Here is a 15984-nt window from a genome sequence, read left to right as displayed (position 1 = left end):
GGCGACGGTGCTGCCCTCCTTGTCTGGAAGTCGGAGTCTCTATGTCGTTTACCCCCGAACTGATTGCCGAGCTGGAAGTCCTTGCCTTGTTCAACCTGGATAGCAGCCAGGAAGGCATCAAGGTCCATAACACTGCCTCCAAGGAGGTGATCGCCGCTGCGCGTCGCCTGTACGAGAAAAAGCTCACCGACCAGCCCGATGGCGGTTATCTGACCAGCCTTGGTCACGATGCTGCCGAGAACGTGCAGGTGTTGCTGAACATTCTGAATGTCGTCGAACCTGCCTGATCGGGACTGCCTTGCAGTCCATCGCCGGCAACGCCGGCTCCCACAGTGGGGGCTGGCCTTGCTAGCGGTCGTATCCACACCAACGCTAATAAAATGGCGTCAAAATTAAAATAGCTTAAACTCGCCATTGCTCCCCAGACGGCCGGTTTTAGCTCGCCATGAACCACCCCCACGAAATTCGCCCCGACCTCGATCAGGGCATTGACCGCAAGGTGCTCAGCCAGCTGCGCCAACGTTTCCTGACGCTCAACCAGGGGCGCCTGGGGCGGGCCATGGACGGGCTGTCGAGCCGGCAACAGCAGGTGCTGATCCTGCTGCCGCTGTTCTTGCACGTCAATCACCCGCTGCTGCCCGGTTATGTATCCGGCAACACACCGGCGGGCGTGGCCAATTTCGAGCCTGATGCCCCACTGCTGGCCGAAGCCCAGCGCCTGACCCGCTCGTTCTCGTACAAGGCCCGGCGCGGCAACCCGCCCCAGCCGATTCACGGGTTGTACCTGATGGGCAGCCTGGGCACCCTGGCCCAGGCCGAGCAAAGCGACATGGACGTCTGGGTCTGCCACGCCGCCGACCTCAGCGAAAGCGAGCTGGCGGAGCTGCGCAAGAAGTGCCTGTTGCTGGAAATCTGGGCGGCCAGCCAGGGCGCCGAGGCCCACCTGTTCTTGATCGAGCCGCAAAGCTTCGTCCAGGGCGAACGCGACGGCCAGCTCAGCTCCGACGACTGCGGCACCACCCAGCATTACCTGCTGCTCGACGAGTTCTACCGCACCGCCATCTGGCTCGCCGGGCGCACGCCCTTGTGGTGGCTGGTACCGGTCTACGAAGAAACACGCTACCGGCAATACATCGAGACCCTGCTGTGCAAACGCTTCGTGCGTGCCGAAGACAACCTCGACCTCGGCCACCTGGCGCACATCCCGCCAGGCGAGTTCGTCGGCGCCGGGCTCTGGCAGCTGTTCAAGGGCATCGAATCGCCCTACAAGTCGGTGCTCAAGCTGCTGCTGACCGAGGTCTATGCCAGTGAACACCCACAGGTGCAGTGCCTGAGCCTGCAGTTCAAGCAGGCGGTGTTCAGCAATCACCTCGACCTCGACGAGCTCGACCCCTACATGATGGTCTACCGGCGCATCGAGCAGTACCTGCAAGGCCGGGGCGAACGTGAGCGGCTGGAACTGGTGCGGCGCAGCCTGTACCTGAAGGTCAACAAGAAGCTCAGCGGCCTGGCCCGCTCGCGCAGCACCAGTTGGCAGCGCGAACTGCTGCAACGGCTGAGCCGGGAATGGGGCTGGGACGAGCGTCAACTGACGCTGCTCGACAGCCGCAGCCAGTGGAAAGTCCGCCAGGTGGCGCTTGAGCGTCGCGAGCTGGTGGCCGAGCTGAACTACAGCTACCGCTTCCTCTGCCAGTTCGCCCGCAGCCAGAACGCCATCAGCCGCATCGACCAGCGCGACCTCAGCGTGCTCGGCCGGCGCCTGTATGCCGCTTTCGAACGGCGCGCCGGCAAGGTCGAGTTCATCAACCCGGGGATCGCCCCGGACTTGGCCGAAGATACCCTGACCCTGGTCCAGTCACCCAACCGCAAGGAGCCCGGGCAACACCACTGGGGCCTGTACAACGGCAACCTGGGCGTACACGAGTGGGAGCATTTTGCTCCGATCAAGCGTTGCCGCGAGCTGCTTGAGCTCCTGACCTGGGCCCACCGCAACGGCGTGATCGACAGCAGCACGCGCCTGGCCCTGCACCCGGGCAGCAGCGACCTGAGCGAGTACGAGCTGTTCAACCTGCTCGGCAGCCTGCAACAGAGCGTCGCCCTGCCGTTGTCGCTGGTCAGCGAACAGCGCCTGCTGCAGCCCAGTGTGGCCGACGAGATTCTGCTGTTGGTCAACGTCGGCGTCGACCCGCTGCAACACCACCGCGACCTGAACATCCTGATGACCACCGAACGCACCGACTCGCTGAGCTATGCCGGGGTGCGCGAAAACCTGGTGCTGACCCTCGACCAGGTCACGCTCAACAGCTGGAACGAAGTGCAGGTGCACCGCTACGACGGCGAACATGCGCTGTTGCGCTGCCTGCGTGATTACCTCAATGGTCTGGGCAGCGAGCACATCCCTCGGCTGCGGGTGCGCTGCTTCTGCCACAACCGTGCCCAGGCCATTGCCCTGCGGGTCGAAGACGTATTCGCCACCACTCAGGGGCTGCTGGCGCAGAACCTCAACCACCGCTACCTGTTGCAGGTTGAGCAGCACACCCATGTGCTGGAGCTGCACCCTGGCGCCGTGAACCTGGTGACCCTCGACGATCAGGACGCAGTACTGCGCTACCTCGGCGAAGAACGCAGCGATTACAGCCCCCTGCACCTGGACGCCAACGCCCTGCAGGAGCTGGACCTGGCGCAGGTACTACCCTTGGGCCAACCGCAATGCATCCAGCTGTTCTATCGGGTGCAAGAGGCCTTCGCCGATGTCTACGTGCTCGATGAGCACAATGCCCTGTGGCAGCAACGCCTGCCGTTCCACGATGAAAACAGCCTGTTGCTGCCCCTGCAGCGCTTTTTGCAATCGATCGTGTTTCGTCGCGAAGCACGGCTGCCCCTGGACAGCCTGCAGGCCCAAGGCTCACTGGATATTCTTTATTACCAATTGTTGCCGTCAGGCCCTGGCAAGGTCCGCCAGGTGGAAGCGCGCCAGGTCGAGGTCAAGGCCATCGACCGACCGTACTACGAAGTGCAGGCGATTTTGCAAGCAGGCGCCAGCGACGACGTACAAGTGACGCTGTACTGCAATCAGCGGGAGTTTTCCCAGCTCGAGCATGGCGACCAACTGTACGCGGTGGTCGCCCGCGAGATCATCGAGCAGCGCCGTGAGGCCGAGCGCTACCGCTGCTATATCACCGACCTGGACCTGTCGGGCCTGCTGGCCGACGGCCTGGGCTCAAGCATCCTCTACCTGCGCTACAAGGGTGAACTGGAGCGGGCGCTCAACGAGGCCCTGACGCAGGCTTGAGGCTCAGAGGTCGAAGTCGCCCGCCGCTTCTGGCTGGTACTCGACTGCCAGCAGCTCGAGCTTGAGGGTCTTGCCACCCGGCGCCGGCCAGTCGATCTTCTCGCCCACCGACAGGCCCAGCAGTGCACTGCCGATCGGTGCGAGGATGGAGATCTTGCCTTCGTCGGCATTGGCGTCTTTCGGATAGACCAAAGTCAGGTGGTAGTCCTTGCCGCTGGCTTCTTCGCGGCAATGAACCCGGGAGTTCATGGTCACGACACCGGCCGGAACTTCCTCGTGACCGACCTGATCGGCGCGGTCCAGCTCGTCCTGCAAGGCGAGCACACCCGGCGAATCCTGCATCTTCTCATCGAGGCTGTCGATAAGACGCTCGAGACGCTGTACGTCCAATCGGGTGACGATAATGGAAGGCTTGGTGCTCATGATCCGGTCAGACTCCTTTTTCTGGGCGATATAAAGCAAAACCCCGCCCAAGGGCGGGGTTTGCAGGAATTCGGCACAGCCGAAACAGGTTCGACACTACCACAGCCAAGTAAATACACAATACCCGCAGGGTCTATGCCGACCCGGCCAGCTGGCGACGCGCCAGCGCCTCACGGCAGATCTGCCGGCGCTGCTCATCGTCGGCCGCACGCCACTGGCGAATGTCCTCGACATGGCGAAAGCAACCGATGCAGACCTTGTGCTCATCCAGCCGGCAGGTGCTGATGCACGGCGACGGCACTGCCGGGCTGACATTGCTGTAGAGCGGCTTGGCCGGCTTGGCTGCACTGCTCATCAGATTTCGTCGAAGTCGAGCTTTTCACCGACCCGCTCCCAGACGATGCGCTCGAGCATTTCACCGAGCAGCTCTTCGGTCTTTTCGCAGGTCCACTTGCCGCTCTGCTCGTCATAGTCGAAGTGGAAGCCACCGGACCTGTCGGCCAGCCACAGCTGGCGCAGCGGCTCCTGGCGACTGAAGATCAGTTGGCTGCCGTTGTCGAACTTGATGGTCAGGACCCCTGCCGAGTTCTCCATGTCCAGATCCAGGTCCGTCTCGTCGAACAGGTCTTCCAGCGCCTGTTGGGTCGCGTCGACCAGGTCGTGAAAACGCGCTTCGGTCAAACTCATTGCAAGAACCTCAAAAATGTCTGCACACACGCAAGCCGGGCAAGATACGAGCGCGGCGCGCCGAATGCAAAGGATACCGACCTGTGCCAGGCAGCGCAGCCACCACCCCGCCCGACGGCGGGCTGCCTGCATAGGCAAGGGGCCGGGCGCTCGGTATACTCGGGCGCAATACTGCTTATTACAAAGGATTACGCCATGAAGCGCCTGATCTCCACCCTCGCGGCGCTCGTCGCGGTTGCCTGCCTCGTCTCCGCCTGCGGCCAGAAGGGCCCGCTGTACCTGCCAGACGACAGCAAAGACGGTCAAAAGTCGCAATCGCACAAGCACCAGTAAGGGTAACCCATGGACGCTTTCAACTACCGCGACGGTGAACTGTTCGCGGAAGGCGTGGCCCTGTCGGCCATCGCCGAACGTTTCGGCACGCCGACCTACGTCTACTCGCGCGCCCACATCGAGGCCCAGTACCGTAGCTACGCCGATGCCCTGGAGGGTGTTTCGCACCTGGTGTGCTTCGCCGTCAAGGCCAACTCCAACCTCGGCGTACTGAACCTGCTGGCCCGCCTGGGCGCAGGTTTCGACATCGTTTCCGGCGGTGAGCTGGAGCGTGTCCTGGCCGCTGGCGGGCGGGCCGATCGCGTGGTGTTCTCCGGCGTCGGCAAGACCCGTGAAGACATGCGCCGCGCCCTGGAAGTCGGCGTGCACTGCTTCAACGTCGAATCCACCGACGAGCTCGAGCGCCTGCAGGTCGTGGCTGCCGAAATGGGCGTACGCGCGCCGGTTTCGTTGCGGGTCAACCCGGACGTCGATGCCGGCACCCACCCGTACATCTCCACGGGCCTGAAAGAAAACAAGTTCGGTATCGCCATCGCCGATGCCGAAGAGGTGTACATCCGCGCCGCGCAGCTGCCGAACCTGGAAGTGGTCGGCGTCGATTGCCATATCGGTTCGCAGCTGACCACCCTGGAACCCTTCCTCGATGCCCTCGACCGCCTGCTGGCGCTGATCGACCGCCTCGGCGACTGCGGCATCCTCCTGCGTCACCTGGACCTGGGTGGCGGCCTCGGCGTGCGCTATCGCGACGAAGAGCCGCCGCTGGCCGGCGACTACATCAAGGCCATCCGCGAGCGGGTCGGTGATCGCGACCTGGCCCTGGTGTTCGAGCCGGGCCGCTACATCGTTGCCAACGCCGGCGTGCTGCTGACCCAGGTCGAGTACCTCAAGCACACCGAGCACAAGGATTTCGCCATCATCGATGCGGCGATGAACGACCTGATCCGCCCAGCCCTGTACCAGGCCTGGATGAACGTCACCGCCGTGCAGCCACGTGCCGGTGAAGGCCGTACCTACGACATCGTCGGGCCAATCTGCGAAACCGGCGACTTCCTCGCCAAAGAGCGCGAACTGAACCTGGCCGAAGGCGATTTGCTGGCGGTGCACTCGGCGGGCGCCTATGGTTTTGTCATGAGCTCGAACTACAACACCCGTGGTCGTTGTGCCGAAGTGCTGGTCGATGGTGACCAGGCCTTCGAAGTGCGTCGTCGCGAAACCGTGGCCGAGTTGTTCGCCGGCGAAAGCCTGCTGCCGGAGTAACCCCATGCTGCTGCGTTTTACCAAGATGCATGGGCTGGGCAACGACTTCATGGTCCTCGACCTGGTCAGCCAGCATGCGCACATTTTGCCCAAGCACGCCAAGCAATGGGGCGACCGCCACACCGGTATCGGCTTCGACCAGTTGCTGATCGTCGAGGCGCCGAGCAATCCGGAAGTGGATTTCCGCTACCGGATCTTCAACGCCGACGGCTCCGAGGTCGAACAGTGCGGCAACGGTGCGCGCTGCTTTGCACGCTTCGTGCTGGACAAGCGCCTGACCGCTAAAAAACGCATCCGCGTCGAAACCAAGGGCGGCATCATCGAGCTGGACGTGCGCAACGACGGGCAGATCAGCGTCGACATGGGCCCGCCGCGGCTGGTGCCGGCCGAGATCCCGTTCGAGGCGCCGGCCCAGGCCCTGAGCTACCCGCTCGAGGTCGCCGGGCGCAACGTGGAACTCTTCGCCGTATCGATGGGCAACCCCCATGCGGTACTGCGGGTCGACGACATCAACGCCGCCCCGGTGCACGAGCTGGGCCCGCAGATCGAACATCACCCGCGCTTCCCGCAGCGGGTCAATGTCGGCTTCATCCAGGTCATCGACCGCCACCGCGCCCAACTGCGGGTGTGGGAACGTGGCGCTGGCGAAACCCAGGCTTGCGGAACCGGCGCCTGCGCCGCTGCCGTGGCGGCGATCAGCCAGGGCTGGATGGATTCACCGCTGTTGATCGACCTGCCGGGTGGGCGCCTGTCCATCGAATGGGCAGGCCCGGGCACACCGGTGCTGATGACCGGCCCCGCCGTACGCGTGTTTGAAGGACAGGTTCGTCTATGAGTGAGTACCAGCCATGACCGATCAGCCCCAGGCTCCCGCCGAACAGCCCTGCGACCTTAGTGCCGAGGGCTCGACGCCCACCCTCGGGGCTGAGGCCGTGGTTGCCTACCTGCGCGACAACCCGACGTTCTTTGCCGAGCACGACGAGCTGCTCAGCGAACTGCACATTCCCCATCAGCGTGGCGATAGCGTGTCGCTGGTCGAGCGCCAGCTCAAGCTGCTGCGCGACCGCAACATCGAGATGCGTCACCGCCTTTCGCAACTGATGGACGTGGCCCGCGACAACGACCGGCTGTTCGACAAGACCCGCCGGCTGATCCTCGACCTGCTCGATGCCGACAGCCTGGAAAACGTGGTCATGGCCGTCGAAGACAGCCTGCGCCAGGAGTTCAAGGTGCCCTTCGTCAGCCTGATCCTGTTCGGCGAAACCGCCGCGCCGGTCGGTCGCTGGGTCAACAGCGCCGACGCCCAGCAAGCCATTGGCGGCCTGTTGTGTGCCGGCAAGACGGTCAGCGGCAACCTGCGCGATCATGAGCTGGACTTCCTGTTCGGCGAAGAGCAGCGCAAGGAAGTCGGCTCCAGCGCCGTCGCCACCCTCAATCATCAGGGCCTGCACGGCGTACTGGCGATTGGTAGCCGCGACCCGCAGCATTACAAGAGCACGGTCGGCACCCTGTTCCTCAGCTACATCGCCGAAGTGCTCGGCCGAGTAGTGCCGCGCCATACCCAGACCCTGCGTCCGGTGCGCTAGTGGAACGCCAGCTGGAGGCCTTCTGCGCGCACTTGCGCAACGAGCGCCAGGTGTCCGAACACACCCAGCTGGCCTACCGACGCGACCTGGAGAGTGTCCTGGCGTTCTGCGCCAAGAGCGGTATCGACAGCTGGAACGCGCTACAGATCCAGCATCTGCGCCAACTGATCGCCCGCCAGCATCACCAGGGCCAGTCTTCACGTAGCCTCGCCCGCCTGCTTTCGGCAGTGCGTGGTTTCTACCGCTACCTCAACCGCGAAGGCCATTGCAGCCACGATCCGGCCAACGGCCTGTCGGCGCCCAAGGGCGAGCGGCGCCTGCCCAAGACCCTCGACACCGACCGTGCCCTGCAACTGCTGGAAGGCGCGGTCGAAGATGAATTTCTCGCCCGCCGCGACCAGGCCATGCTCGAGCTGTTCTACTCCTCCGGCCTGCGCCTGTCCGAGCTGACCAGCCTCAATCTCGACCAGCTCGACCTGCCAGGCGGCCTGGTACAGGTGCATGGCAAGGGCAGCAAGACCCGCGTGCTGCCGGTCGGCCGCAAGGCCCGCGAGGCGCTGGAGCAATGGCTGCCCCTGCGCGCCGGCAGCGGCCCGCAGGACGGCGCGGTGTTCGTCAGCCAGCAGGGCCGACGCCTCGGCCCACGGGCCATTCAGCTGCGCGTACAGGCCGCTGGCGCCCGCGAGCTGGGCCAGAACCTGCACCCGCACATGTTGCGACACTCCTTCGCCAGCCACCTGCTGGAATCGTCCCAGGACCTGCGCGCCGTGCAAGAGATGCTCGGCCATGCCGACATCGCCACTACGCAGATCTACACTCACCTGGACTTCCAGCACCTGGCCGCCGTTTATGACAGCGCCCACCCTCGGGCCAAACGCAGTAAGGGCAGTGACTCATGAGCATCAAGCTGATCACCTTCGACCTCGACGACACCCTGTGGGACACCGCGCCGGTGATCGTCAGCGCCGAGGCCATCCTGCGCGACTGGCTGGCCGCCAATGCGCCGGACCTTGGCGCAGTACCCGTGGAGCACCTGTACGCCATCCGTGAGCGCCTGGTGCAGGCTGAGCCCGGGCTCAAGCACCGCATCAGCGCCCTGCGCCGGCGCGTGCTGTTCCGCGCCCTGGAAGAGGTCGGCTACAGCGAAAACAAGGCCCGTGAGCTGGCCAACGAAGGCTTCGAAGTGTTCCTGCATGCCCGCCACCAGATCGACATCTTCCCCGAAGTGCAGCCGGTGCTGGAGATCCTGCGCCACAGCTACACGCTGGGCGTGGTCACCAACGGCAACGCCGATGTGCGTCGCCTGGGCCTGGCCGACTACTTCAAGTTTGCGCTGTGCGCCGAAGACTTAGGCGTTGGCAAACCCGATCCGCAGCCCTTCCTCGAAGCCCTGCGTCAGGGTGAGGTCGAAGCGCATGCGGCGGTGCATATCGGTGACCACCCCGGTGATGACATTGCCGGCGCCCAACGGGCCGGCCTGCGGGCGATCTGGTTCAACCCCCAGGGCAAGACCTGGGAGGCTGAGAACCGCCCTGACGCCGAGATCCAGCGGCTGTCGCAGCTGCCTGAACTGCTCAACAGCTGGCGCTAAATCTGTGGGAGCGGGCTTGACCCGCGATTGCGGACTGTCAGCCACATCGCATCGCGGGGCAAGCCCGCTCCTACAGCACACACAAAAAAGCCCGCAGCGACGGCGGGCTTTTTTGCTGACGGGGCCACTCAGATAGGGCGGCTACCGTACTTGTTGTCCGGCTTCTTGGGCGGATCGGCGACCACGTTGGCCTCCACTTCCTGCACCTTGCCACCGCGGGAGAGAAACTCTTCCATGGCCTTGGCCAGGGCATCACGCTCCTTCTGCTTGGCTTCCATGCTCGGCATGTCGTCTACCGAGACTGCCGCCGACTTCGACTTGCCTTTGGCTACGGGAGCCGGGCTGTCGTCGCCGCTGTCGTCAGCCGCATCATCGGCTGCCGCTTCAAGACCGTCATCAGTTTCGTCTTCGTCGCCTACTTCGAGGTCGTCATTTTCCAGATCGTCGTCGCTCATGTTCTACCTCATGACTTGCGAAAAGCAGATTAGTTATAGACCAGCAACGTCGAAAATCGACAGCTGCCAGAAAAAATTCAATGTCCGCGGACTGGCCGCAGACCGTGGTTGCGCCACAACGAATGGCGAGAACCGGGCAAACCCCACGTCACGGGCGAGGTCTGTACAAATAAAGAGCGGGCGGCGTTAATGCGCCGACATACCCTGGCGTGATCGACTCGCTTATTGGCAAGCCTAGCAAAGGGTATGGAAGTTTGCGGACAGCTCGTCAGCACCCTTCGGCGCGCATTCTAGCGTGCTCAGAGAAAAAGCAAAGTGCCTAAATTTCACTGAACGCTGTAAGTTTTCTACCCACGCCACATGCAGCCATCAAAGCTCGGCAAGAAACCGTTTGCGCTTGAACGAACGGACAAAATCCGGGCAAAAAAATGCCCGGCAAGCCGGGCAAGATTTTTTCGAGGACGTTACAGGTTGTAGCCGCGCTCGTTGTGTTGCGCCAAGTCGAGACCGACCGACTCTTCTTCTTCGTTGACCCGCAGGCCCATGACCAGATCCAGCACCTTGAGAATCACGTAGGTGACGATCGCGGTGTAGATCACGGTAAAGCCGACGCCCTTGGCCTGAATCCAGACTTGCGCGCCGATGTCTTCGACGGTACCGAAGCCGCCCAGTGCCGGGGCTGCGAACACGCCGGTGAGGATTGCACCGACGATCCCGCCGATGCCGTGCACACCGAAGGCATCCAGCGAGTCGTCGTAGCCGAGCTTGCGCTTGAGGCTGGTGGCGCAGAAGTAGCAGATCACGCCCGCCACCAGGCCGATCACCAGGGCGCCCATCGGCCCGACGGTGCCGGCAGCCGGGGTGATCGCCACAAGACCGGCTACCACGCCCGAGGCGATGCCCAGTGCGCTGGGTTTACCGTGGGTCAGCCACTCGGCGAACATCCAGCCCAGGGCCGCTGCCGCGGTGGCGATCTGGGTCACCAGCATGGCCATGCCGGCGGTGCCGTTGGCCGCAGCGGCGGAGCCTGCGTTGAAGCCGAACCAGCCGATCCACAACATGGCCGCGCCCATCAGGGTGTAACCGAGGTTGTGCGGCGCCATCGGCGTGGTCGGGAAGCCTTTGCGCTTGCCCAGCACCAGGCAGGCCACCAGGCCGGCGATACCGGCGTTGATGTGCACCACGGTGCCACCGGCGAAGTCGAGCACGCCCCAGTCCCACATCAGGCCGCCGTTGCCGCTCCAGACCATATGGGCGATGGGCGCGTAGACCAGGGTGAACCAGATGGCCATGAAGATCAGCATCGCCGAGAACTTCATGCGCTCGGCAAAGGCACCGACGATCAGCGCCGGGGTGATGATCGCAAAGGTCATCTGGAAGGTGATGAATACCGCTTCAGGGAACAGCGCCGCCGAAGAGGTCAGGCTCGCTGGGGTCACGCCGGCGAGGAACGCCTTGGACAGACCGCCAACGAAGGAATTGAAGTTGACTACGCCTTGCTCCATACCAGTGGTATCGAACGCCAGGCTATAGCCGTAAACCACCCACAGAACGCTGATCAGGCCAGTGATCGCAAAGCACTGCATCATCACCGACAGCACGTTCTTGGAACGCACCATGCCGCCGTAGAACAGGGCCAGACCAGGGATGGTCATGAACAGCACCAGGGCTGTGGCGGTCAACATCCAGGCGGTGTCGCCGGAGTTGAGCACGGGGGCTGCCTCCTCTGCCAGGGCCAGGCCGGGCATTACGAGGGACAAAAGGGCTCCTAGCCCTGCGAACTGACGCAGAGTCATATTGTTATCTCCTGGGGCGTTGGGGTTTGGTGAGGCTTTTTTGTTAGATCGCGTCGGTATCGGTTTCGCCGGTACGGATGCGAATCGCCTGCTCCAGATTGACCACGAAAATCTTGCCGTCACCGATCTTGCCGGTGTTGGCCGCCTTGGTGATCGCCTCGATGACCCGGTCCAGATCCTTGTCGTCGATAGCAACGTCGATCTTCACCTTGGGCAGGAAATCGACCACATATTCAGCGCCGCGATACAGCTCGGTATGACCTTTCTGCCGGCCGAAGCCTTTGACTTCAGTGACAGTGATGCCCTGCACGCCGATTTCGGACAGCGACTCGCGCACGTCGTCCAACTTGAACGGCTTGATGATGGCAGTGACTAGCTTCATGAAACTCTCTCCCGAATTGGTGGACTTGCCCCAGGAAAACAAACCCGACTCAAGTCTAAGCGCAGTGCCTGGCTTTGTAACGCGTCGTCATGGTGACTGCATCAGTGCATGGGTCATGAAGGTCTTAGCAGAAAGCTTGCCAGATTGGTTAAAGCCCAGAATTACAGGGACTTACGTTACCCGGCCCGACTTGGCCAGTCGCCAGCACCGTTTTGATGCACAACAACGGTGCGCGGCGTTTCGCCGCCATGCGCGAAAAGCGTGCAGCATTGGGGCGCGAATGCTGCGTGTTACACTGGCGCCCCCTTGCATACTGTGGACAGCCGAACATGCTCGCGCCCAAAGCCTTTCTTGATGCCCTGAGCGACCAGGCCTCGCGCCTGTTCAGCGGCGACACCTCGCAGCCCCGCAGCGAAATCGAAAGCCAGTTCAAGGCCCTGCTGCAAAGCGGTTTCAGCAAACTGGAACTGGTCAGCCGGGAAGAATTCGACAGCCAGATGGTCGTTCTTGCCCGCACCCGCGCCCGCCTTGAAGCGCTCGAAGCCAAGGTCGAGCAGATGGAAGCACGCCTGAACCCACCCGCTGCCGAGTGAACGTGCGATGACGCCATCTGCTGATTACCCGGTGCTGTTGTTTTCCTACGGCACCCTGCAGGACAAAGCCGTGCAGCTGGTCAACTTCGGCCGTGAACTGGTCGGCCAGGCGGACCGGATGCTCGGTTACAGCCAGGCCTGGGTGGAAATCACCGACCCTGAAGTCCTGGCCACCAGCGGCAAGACCCACCACCCGATCGTCACCCCCAGCAGCAATGCCGACGACAGGGTGGCCGGTATGGTCTTCCAGATCAGCGAGGCCGAACTTGCGGCGGCGGATGCCTATGAAGTGTCCGACTACAAGCGGGTCGCCGTGACCCTGGCCTCTGGCCTGACGGCCTGGGTTTACGTGCGCGCCTGAGCTCATGGCGTGGCTGGCTGAGCTGGCCTCATCGCGGGTCAAGTCGAGTCGTCGCACCGCCGCTCCCACAAGGGGGGCTGTGTACGCCGGACCTGTGGGAGCTGGCCTTGCCAGCGATCGAGTGCGCAGCGCTCGCACAAATGGTCCTGTAAAAACCAGACTCACTCTTCCCCGCCCCGATCCGCTCCACCCCACTACGCTTGCAGAGCCGCAGGACGCGGCCTCGTCTAGATCATGGAGCGTTCATGTCCCTCGCCCTTGTCCACAGCCGTGCCCAGGTCGGTGTTTCGGCCCCGGCGGTCAGTGTTGAAGCGCATCTGGCCAATGGTTTGCCGGCGCTGACCCTGGTTGGCCTGCCGGAAGCGACCGTGAAGGAAAGCAAGGATCGGGTACGTAGCGCGATCCTCAATTCCGGCCTGGAATTCCCCGCCCGGCGCATCACCCTCAACCTCGCGCCAGCGGACCTGCCCAAGGATGGCGGACGCTTCGACCTGGCCATCGCCCTGGGGATTCTCGCCGCCAACGGCCAATTCCCGATTGCAGCGCTTGGCGAGGTGGAGTGCCTGGGTGAACTGGCGCTGTCTGGCGCGATCCGCTCGGTGCAAGGCGTTCTGCCCGCAGCCTTGGCTGCACGAGAAGCCGGTCGGGCCCTGGTCGTGCCGCAGGAAAATGCCGAAGAAGCCTGCCTGGCATCGGGGCTGGTGGTGTTCGCAGTCAGTCACCTGCTGGAACTGGTCGCCCACTTCAACGGCCAGACCCCGCTCAACCCCTACGTTGCCAACGGCTTGTTGCTGCAGATCCGCCCCTACCCCGACCTCAACGAAGTGCAAGGCCAGCAAGCCGCCAAGCGCGCGCTACTGGTTGCCGCCGCAGGCGCACACAACCTGCTGTTCAGCGGCCCACCCGGCACCGGCAAGACCCTGCTCGCCAGCCGCCTGCCCGGCCTGCTGCCGCCACTGGATGAACGTGAAGCGCTGGAGGTGGCGGCGATCCAGTCGGTGGCAAGCCACGTGCCGCTGAGCAGTTGGCCGCAGCGTCCGTTTCGTCATCCGCATCATTCGGCCTCCGGTGCTGCGCTGGTCGGCGGTGGCAGCCGACCGCAGCCAGGAGAGATAACCCTGGCCCATCACGGCGTGCTGTTCTTCGATGAGCTGCCGGAGTTCGAGCGGCGCGTACTGGAAGTGCTGCGCGAACCGCTGGAATCCGGCGAAATCGTCATCGCCCGGGCCAAGGACAAGATCCGCTTCCCGGCCCGCTTCCAGCTGGTCGCCGCCATGAACCCCTGCCCCTGTGGATATCTCGGCGACCCCACCGGCCGCTGTCGCTGCAGCAGCGAACAGATCCAGCGCTACCGCAACAAACTCTCCGGCCCCTTGCTCGACCGCATCGACCTGCACCTGACTGTCGCCCGCGAAGCCACGGCACTGTCCACCAGCAGCAGCCACGGCGAAAGCAGCGCCACCATCGCCGCGCAAGTCGCCGCCGCCCGCGACATCCAGCAACAGCGCCAGGGCTGCGCCAACGCCTTCCTCGACCTGCCCGGCCTGCGCCAGTACTGCGGGTTATCCACAGCCGACCAGACCTGGCTGGAAAGCGCTTGCGAACGCCTGACCCTGTCCTTGCGCGCCGCCCACCGTCTGCTCAAGGTGGCACGCACCCTGGCTGACCTGGAACAGGTGGAAAACATTGGCCGCGAACACCTGGCCGAAGCGCTGCACTATCGCCCCAACAACCAGTAGTAAATCCGCGCATTCTGCTCTTAACTTGGCAACAGCCCACCGCACCGAGACCGGTATGTTCGCATTCGTCCAGAGTTACCCGCTGTTGCTCGGCATTACCCTGATCGTGCTCGACCTCACGCTCTGGCAACTGATTCCCATCAATCGCCGCCCTTGGCGCATCGGTGCACGCTTGCTGGCGTTTTCGCTGTTTACCTGGGTGTTGATCAGCGCCGGGGTCAGCCCGCTGCAACCTGCGCCCTGGGTCGAGGATGTGCCGCGCAATCTGCTCGCTACGGTGCTGGGGATTGCCTGGTGGCTGTTTGCGGCGCGTACCGCGACGGTGGTGATCGGCCTGGTGCTGGTGGCCCGTAGCGGTCACACCGGGCGGTTGCTGCAGGATGTGCTGGGGGCGGTGATCTTCCTGGTCGCCATTGTTGCCGCAGCGGCCTATGTGCTGCAGCTGCCGGTCAAGGGCCTGCTGGCAACCTCCGGGGTGATGGCAATCGTGATCGGCCTGGCGCTGCAGAGCACGCTGAGCGATGTGTTCTCCGGCATTGTGCTGAATACCACCCGCCCCTATCAGATCGGCGATTCGATCAGCATCGACGGCACCGAAGGCAAGGTCATCGAGATCGACTGGCGCGCCACCCGCCTGCTTACCGGCAACGGCAGCATGGCGGTAATTCCCAACTCGGTGGCGGCCAAGGCCAAGCTGCTCAACTTCAGCCAGCCCAGCGATGTGCACGGCGTCTCCATCACCGTCGTGGTGCCGGCCAAGGTGCGCCCGCGACGGGTGCTCGATGCGCTGGAGAAAACCCTGCAAGGCACGCGCACCTTACTGATCACCCCTGCCCCGAAAGCGACGATCAAGAGTTCGAGCCTGGAGTCGGTGGAGTACGAGGCCAGCGGCTTTGTCAGTGCCATGAGCCAGAAGACCGAGGTGCGCAACCATATGTTCGACCTCGCCCACCGGCACCTGGAAGCCGCCGGCGTGGTCTGGAACAGCGACACCCAGCCAGGCCAGATGTGGAACCGCCAGCGCGCCCTGCTCGAAGACGTGCGGATCTTCCGCTCGCTGAGCAACGAGGAGAAAGACAGCCTCAGCCAGCGCATGACCGCCGTGGAATACCTGGCCGATCAGGTCATCCTCGGCGTCGGCGACAGCTCGGATTACCTGCTGGTGATTGGCACCGGGGTGGTGTCGGTCGGCATTCGTGATGGCGACAAGCAGCTCGAAGCCGGGCGCATGGGCCCGGGTGAGGTGCTGGGGGTAGAAGGCTTGCTTGAAGCGGATGATTCAACTGCTGAGTTCCGCACCCTGACCAGCTGCATTCTCTACCGCATCGACAAGGACGAAGTGCGCAGTTGCCTGGAGCAACGCAGCGAGGTCAAGACCGCGCTGATCAAGCTGCAACGCATCCGCCAGCAAACTCGCCAGTCACTGCTGGAGCAAAAACCTGCAGCCATCAAGAAAGGCGGCTTTCTCAGCTGGCTGCACAAATAGTCG

The 15984-nt window shown here is 63.5% G+C and carries 18 protein-coding genes; 12 read left to right on the top strand and 6 right to left on the bottom strand.

Going from position 1 to position 15984, the window contains the following annotated elements; translation table 11 throughout:
- Nucleotides 1–41 precede the first annotated feature (41 nt).
- A complete protein-coding gene (locus NLX68_RS01425; RefSeq protein ID WP_045200993.1) occupies nucleotides 42–287 on the top strand; it encodes a TIGR02647 family protein in 246 nt (81 codons plus the stop codon).
- Between the two features lie 158 nt (nucleotides 288–445).
- Nucleotides 446–3292: a class I adenylate cyclase gene (locus NLX68_RS01420; protein WP_254282316.1), complete on the top strand. Its 2847-nt coding sequence runs from the start codon at nucleotides 446–448 to the stop codon at nucleotides 3290–3292.
- 3 nt (nucleotides 3293–3295) lie between these two features.
- On the opposite strand, the gene rnk is transcribed toward NLX68_RS01420, so the two are convergent.
- From rnk to cyaY, 3 genes are all read right to left on the bottom strand, one after another.
- The gene (rnk, locus tag NLX68_RS01415) at nucleotides 3296–3715 is read right to left on the bottom strand and encodes a nucleoside diphosphate kinase regulator (protein WP_254282315.1); all 420 of its coding nucleotides are present in this window, start codon (nucleotides 3713–3715) and stop codon (nucleotides 3296–3298) included.
- 133 nt (nucleotides 3716–3848) lie between these two features.
- Complete coding sequence (locus NLX68_RS01410) at nucleotides 3849–4070, bottom strand: DUF1289 domain-containing protein (RefSeq protein ID WP_010221127.1); 222 nt, start codon at nucleotides 4068–4070, stop codon at nucleotides 3849–3851.
- Nucleotides 4070–4402: an iron donor protein CyaY gene (gene cyaY, locus NLX68_RS01405; protein ID WP_254282314.1), complete on the bottom strand. Its 333-nt coding sequence runs from the start codon at nucleotides 4400–4402 to the stop codon at nucleotides 4070–4072. The genes NLX68_RS01410 and cyaY overlap by 1 nt, the downstream gene beginning before the upstream one ends.
- 195 nt (nucleotides 4403–4597) lie before the next feature.
- Between cyaY and NLX68_RS01400 the strand changes: the two genes are divergently transcribed.
- The 6 genes from NLX68_RS01400 to NLX68_RS01375 are packed head-to-tail and all read left to right on the top strand — an operon-like array spanning nucleotide 4598 to nucleotide 9169.
- The gene (locus NLX68_RS01400; protein ID WP_010221125.1) at nucleotides 4598–4735 is read left to right on the top strand and encodes a lipoprotein; all 138 of its coding nucleotides are present in this window, start codon (nucleotides 4598–4600) and stop codon (nucleotides 4733–4735) included.
- 9 nt (nucleotides 4736–4744) lie between these two features.
- Complete coding sequence (gene lysA / locus NLX68_RS01395) at nucleotides 4745–5992, top strand: diaminopimelate decarboxylase (protein WP_254282313.1); 1248 nt, start codon at nucleotides 4745–4747, stop codon at nucleotides 5990–5992.
- Nucleotides 5993–5996: 4 nt separating this feature from the next.
- A complete protein-coding gene (dapF, locus tag NLX68_RS01390) occupies nucleotides 5997–6827 on the top strand; it encodes a diaminopimelate epimerase (RefSeq protein ID WP_010221123.1) in 831 nt (276 codons plus the stop codon).
- A 13-nt stretch (nucleotides 6828–6840) separates the two neighbouring features.
- On the top strand, nucleotides 6841–7578 hold the full coding sequence (locus NLX68_RS01385; RefSeq protein ID WP_010221122.1) for a DUF484 family protein: 738 nt from the start codon (nucleotides 6841–6843) through the stop codon (nucleotides 7576–7578).
- The gene (gene xerC, locus NLX68_RS01380) at nucleotides 7578–8477 is read left to right on the top strand and encodes a tyrosine recombinase XerC (RefSeq protein ID WP_254282312.1); all 900 of its coding nucleotides are present in this window, start codon (nucleotides 7578–7580) and stop codon (nucleotides 8475–8477) included. The genes NLX68_RS01385 and xerC overlap by 1 nt, the downstream gene beginning before the upstream one ends.
- Nucleotides 8474–9169, top strand: coding sequence for an HAD family hydrolase (locus tag NLX68_RS01375; protein ID WP_254282310.1), 696 nt, complete (start codon nucleotides 8474–8476; stop codon nucleotides 9167–9169). The genes xerC and NLX68_RS01375 overlap by 4 nt, the downstream gene beginning before the upstream one ends.
- Before the next feature lie 128 nt (nucleotides 9170–9297).
- Here the strand turns inward: NLX68_RS01375 and sutA are convergent, their stop codons facing one another.
- The 3 genes from sutA to glnK form a co-directional block, all read right to left on the bottom strand.
- The gene (gene sutA / locus NLX68_RS01370; protein WP_254282308.1) at nucleotides 9298–9624 is read right to left on the bottom strand and encodes a transcriptional regulator SutA; all 327 of its coding nucleotides are present in this window, start codon (nucleotides 9622–9624) and stop codon (nucleotides 9298–9300) included.
- 464 nt (nucleotides 9625–10088) lie between these two features.
- Nucleotides 10089–11420 carry an ammonium transporter gene (locus tag NLX68_RS01365; protein ID WP_010221118.1) on the bottom strand — a complete coding sequence of 444 codons (1332 nt, stop codon included), beginning with the start codon at nucleotides 11418–11420 and terminating at the stop codon, nucleotides 10089–10091.
- A gap of 43 nt (nucleotides 11421–11463) precedes the next feature.
- The gene (glnK, locus tag NLX68_RS01360) at nucleotides 11464–11802 is read right to left on the bottom strand and encodes a P-II family nitrogen regulator (protein ID WP_002555808.1); all 339 of its coding nucleotides are present in this window, start codon (nucleotides 11800–11802) and stop codon (nucleotides 11464–11466) included.
- A gap of 329 nt (nucleotides 11803–12131) precedes the next feature.
- Here glnK and NLX68_RS01355 point away from each other — a divergent pair, with 329 nt between their 5' ends.
- The 4 genes from NLX68_RS01355 (at nucleotide 12132) to NLX68_RS01340 (ending at nucleotide 15981) form a co-directional block, all read left to right on the top strand.
- Nucleotides 12132–12395, top strand: coding sequence for an accessory factor UbiK family protein (locus NLX68_RS01355; protein WP_254282306.1), 264 nt, complete (start codon nucleotides 12132–12134; stop codon nucleotides 12393–12395).
- Between the two features lie 7 nt (nucleotides 12396–12402).
- Nucleotides 12403–12756 carry a gamma-glutamylcyclotransferase family protein gene (locus tag NLX68_RS01350; RefSeq protein WP_254282304.1) on the top strand — a complete coding sequence of 118 codons (354 nt, stop codon included), beginning with the start codon at nucleotides 12403–12405 and terminating at the stop codon, nucleotides 12754–12756.
- Nucleotides 12757–13001: 245 nt separating this feature from the next.
- On the top strand, nucleotides 13002–14495 hold the full coding sequence (locus tag NLX68_RS01345; protein ID WP_254282302.1) for a YifB family Mg chelatase-like AAA ATPase: 1494 nt from the start codon (nucleotides 13002–13004) through the stop codon (nucleotides 14493–14495).
- Between the two features lie 55 nt (nucleotides 14496–14550).
- A complete protein-coding gene (locus NLX68_RS01340; protein ID WP_254282300.1) occupies nucleotides 14551–15981 on the top strand; it encodes a mechanosensitive ion channel family protein in 1431 nt (476 codons plus the stop codon).
- The last annotated feature ends 3 nt before the right edge of the window (nucleotides 15982–15984 follow it).

Origin of the sequence: Pseudomonas sp. SBB6 (assembly GCF_024213215.1) — a bacterium.
Taxonomy (GTDB): Bacteria; Pseudomonadota; Gammaproteobacteria; order Pseudomonadales; family Pseudomonadaceae; genus Aquipseudomonas; species Aquipseudomonas donghuensis.
The sequence above is the reverse complement of the archived record's forward strand: the minus strand, read 5'-3'. Positions and strand labels throughout refer to the sequence as shown.

Coding starts and splice junctions, on each gene's coding strand:
- NLX68_RS01345 (WP_254282302.1), top strand. CDS start 13,002: ATGTCCCTCGCCCTTGTCCACAGCCGTGCCCAGGTCGGTGTTTCGGCC.
- glnK (WP_002555808.1), bottom strand. CDS start 11,802: ATGAAGCTAGTCACTGCCATCATCAAGCCGTTCAAGTTGGACGACGTG.
- NLX68_RS01385 (WP_010221122.1), top strand. CDS start 6,841: ATGACCGATCAGCCCCAGGCTCCCGCCGAACAGCCCTGCGACCTTAGT.
- NLX68_RS01420 (WP_254282316.1), top strand. CDS start 446: ATGAACCACCCCCACGAAATTCGCCCCGACCTCGATCAGGGCATTGAC.
- NLX68_RS01375 (WP_254282310.1), top strand. CDS start 8,474: ATGAGCATCAAGCTGATCACCTTCGACCTCGACGACACCCTGTGGGAC.
- NLX68_RS01350 (WP_254282304.1), top strand. CDS start 12,403: ATGACGCCATCTGCTGATTACCCGGTGCTGTTGTTTTCCTACGGCACC.
- NLX68_RS01400 (WP_010221125.1), top strand. CDS start 4,598: ATGAAGCGCCTGATCTCCACCCTCGCGGCGCTCGTCGCGGTTGCCTGC.
- NLX68_RS01355 (WP_254282306.1), top strand. CDS start 12,132: ATGCTCGCGCCCAAAGCCTTTCTTGATGCCCTGAGCGACCAGGCCTCG.
- cyaY (WP_254282314.1), bottom strand. CDS start 4,402: ATGAGTTTGACCGAAGCGCGTTTTCACGACCTGGTCGACGCGACCCAA.
- rnk (WP_254282315.1), bottom strand. CDS start 3,715: ATGAGCACCAAGCCTTCCATTATCGTCACCCGATTGGACGTACAGCGT.
- NLX68_RS01425 (WP_045200993.1), top strand. CDS start 42: ATGTCGTTTACCCCCGAACTGATTGCCGAGCTGGAAGTCCTTGCCTTG.
- NLX68_RS01365 (WP_010221118.1), bottom strand. CDS start 11,420: ATGACTCTGCGTCAGTTCGCAGGGCTAGGAGCCCTTTTGTCCCTCGTA.
- NLX68_RS01410 (WP_010221127.1), bottom strand. CDS start 4,070: ATGAGCAGTGCAGCCAAGCCGGCCAAGCCGCTCTACAGCAATGTCAGC.
- sutA (WP_254282308.1), bottom strand. CDS start 9,624: ATGAGCGACGACGATCTGGAAAATGACGACCTCGAAGTAGGCGACGAA.
- dapF (WP_010221123.1), top strand. CDS start 5,997: ATGCTGCTGCGTTTTACCAAGATGCATGGGCTGGGCAACGACTTCATG.
- lysA (WP_254282313.1), top strand. CDS start 4,745: ATGGACGCTTTCAACTACCGCGACGGTGAACTGTTCGCGGAAGGCGTG.
- NLX68_RS01340 (WP_254282300.1), top strand. CDS start 14,551: ATGTTCGCATTCGTCCAGAGTTACCCGCTGTTGCTCGGCATTACCCTG.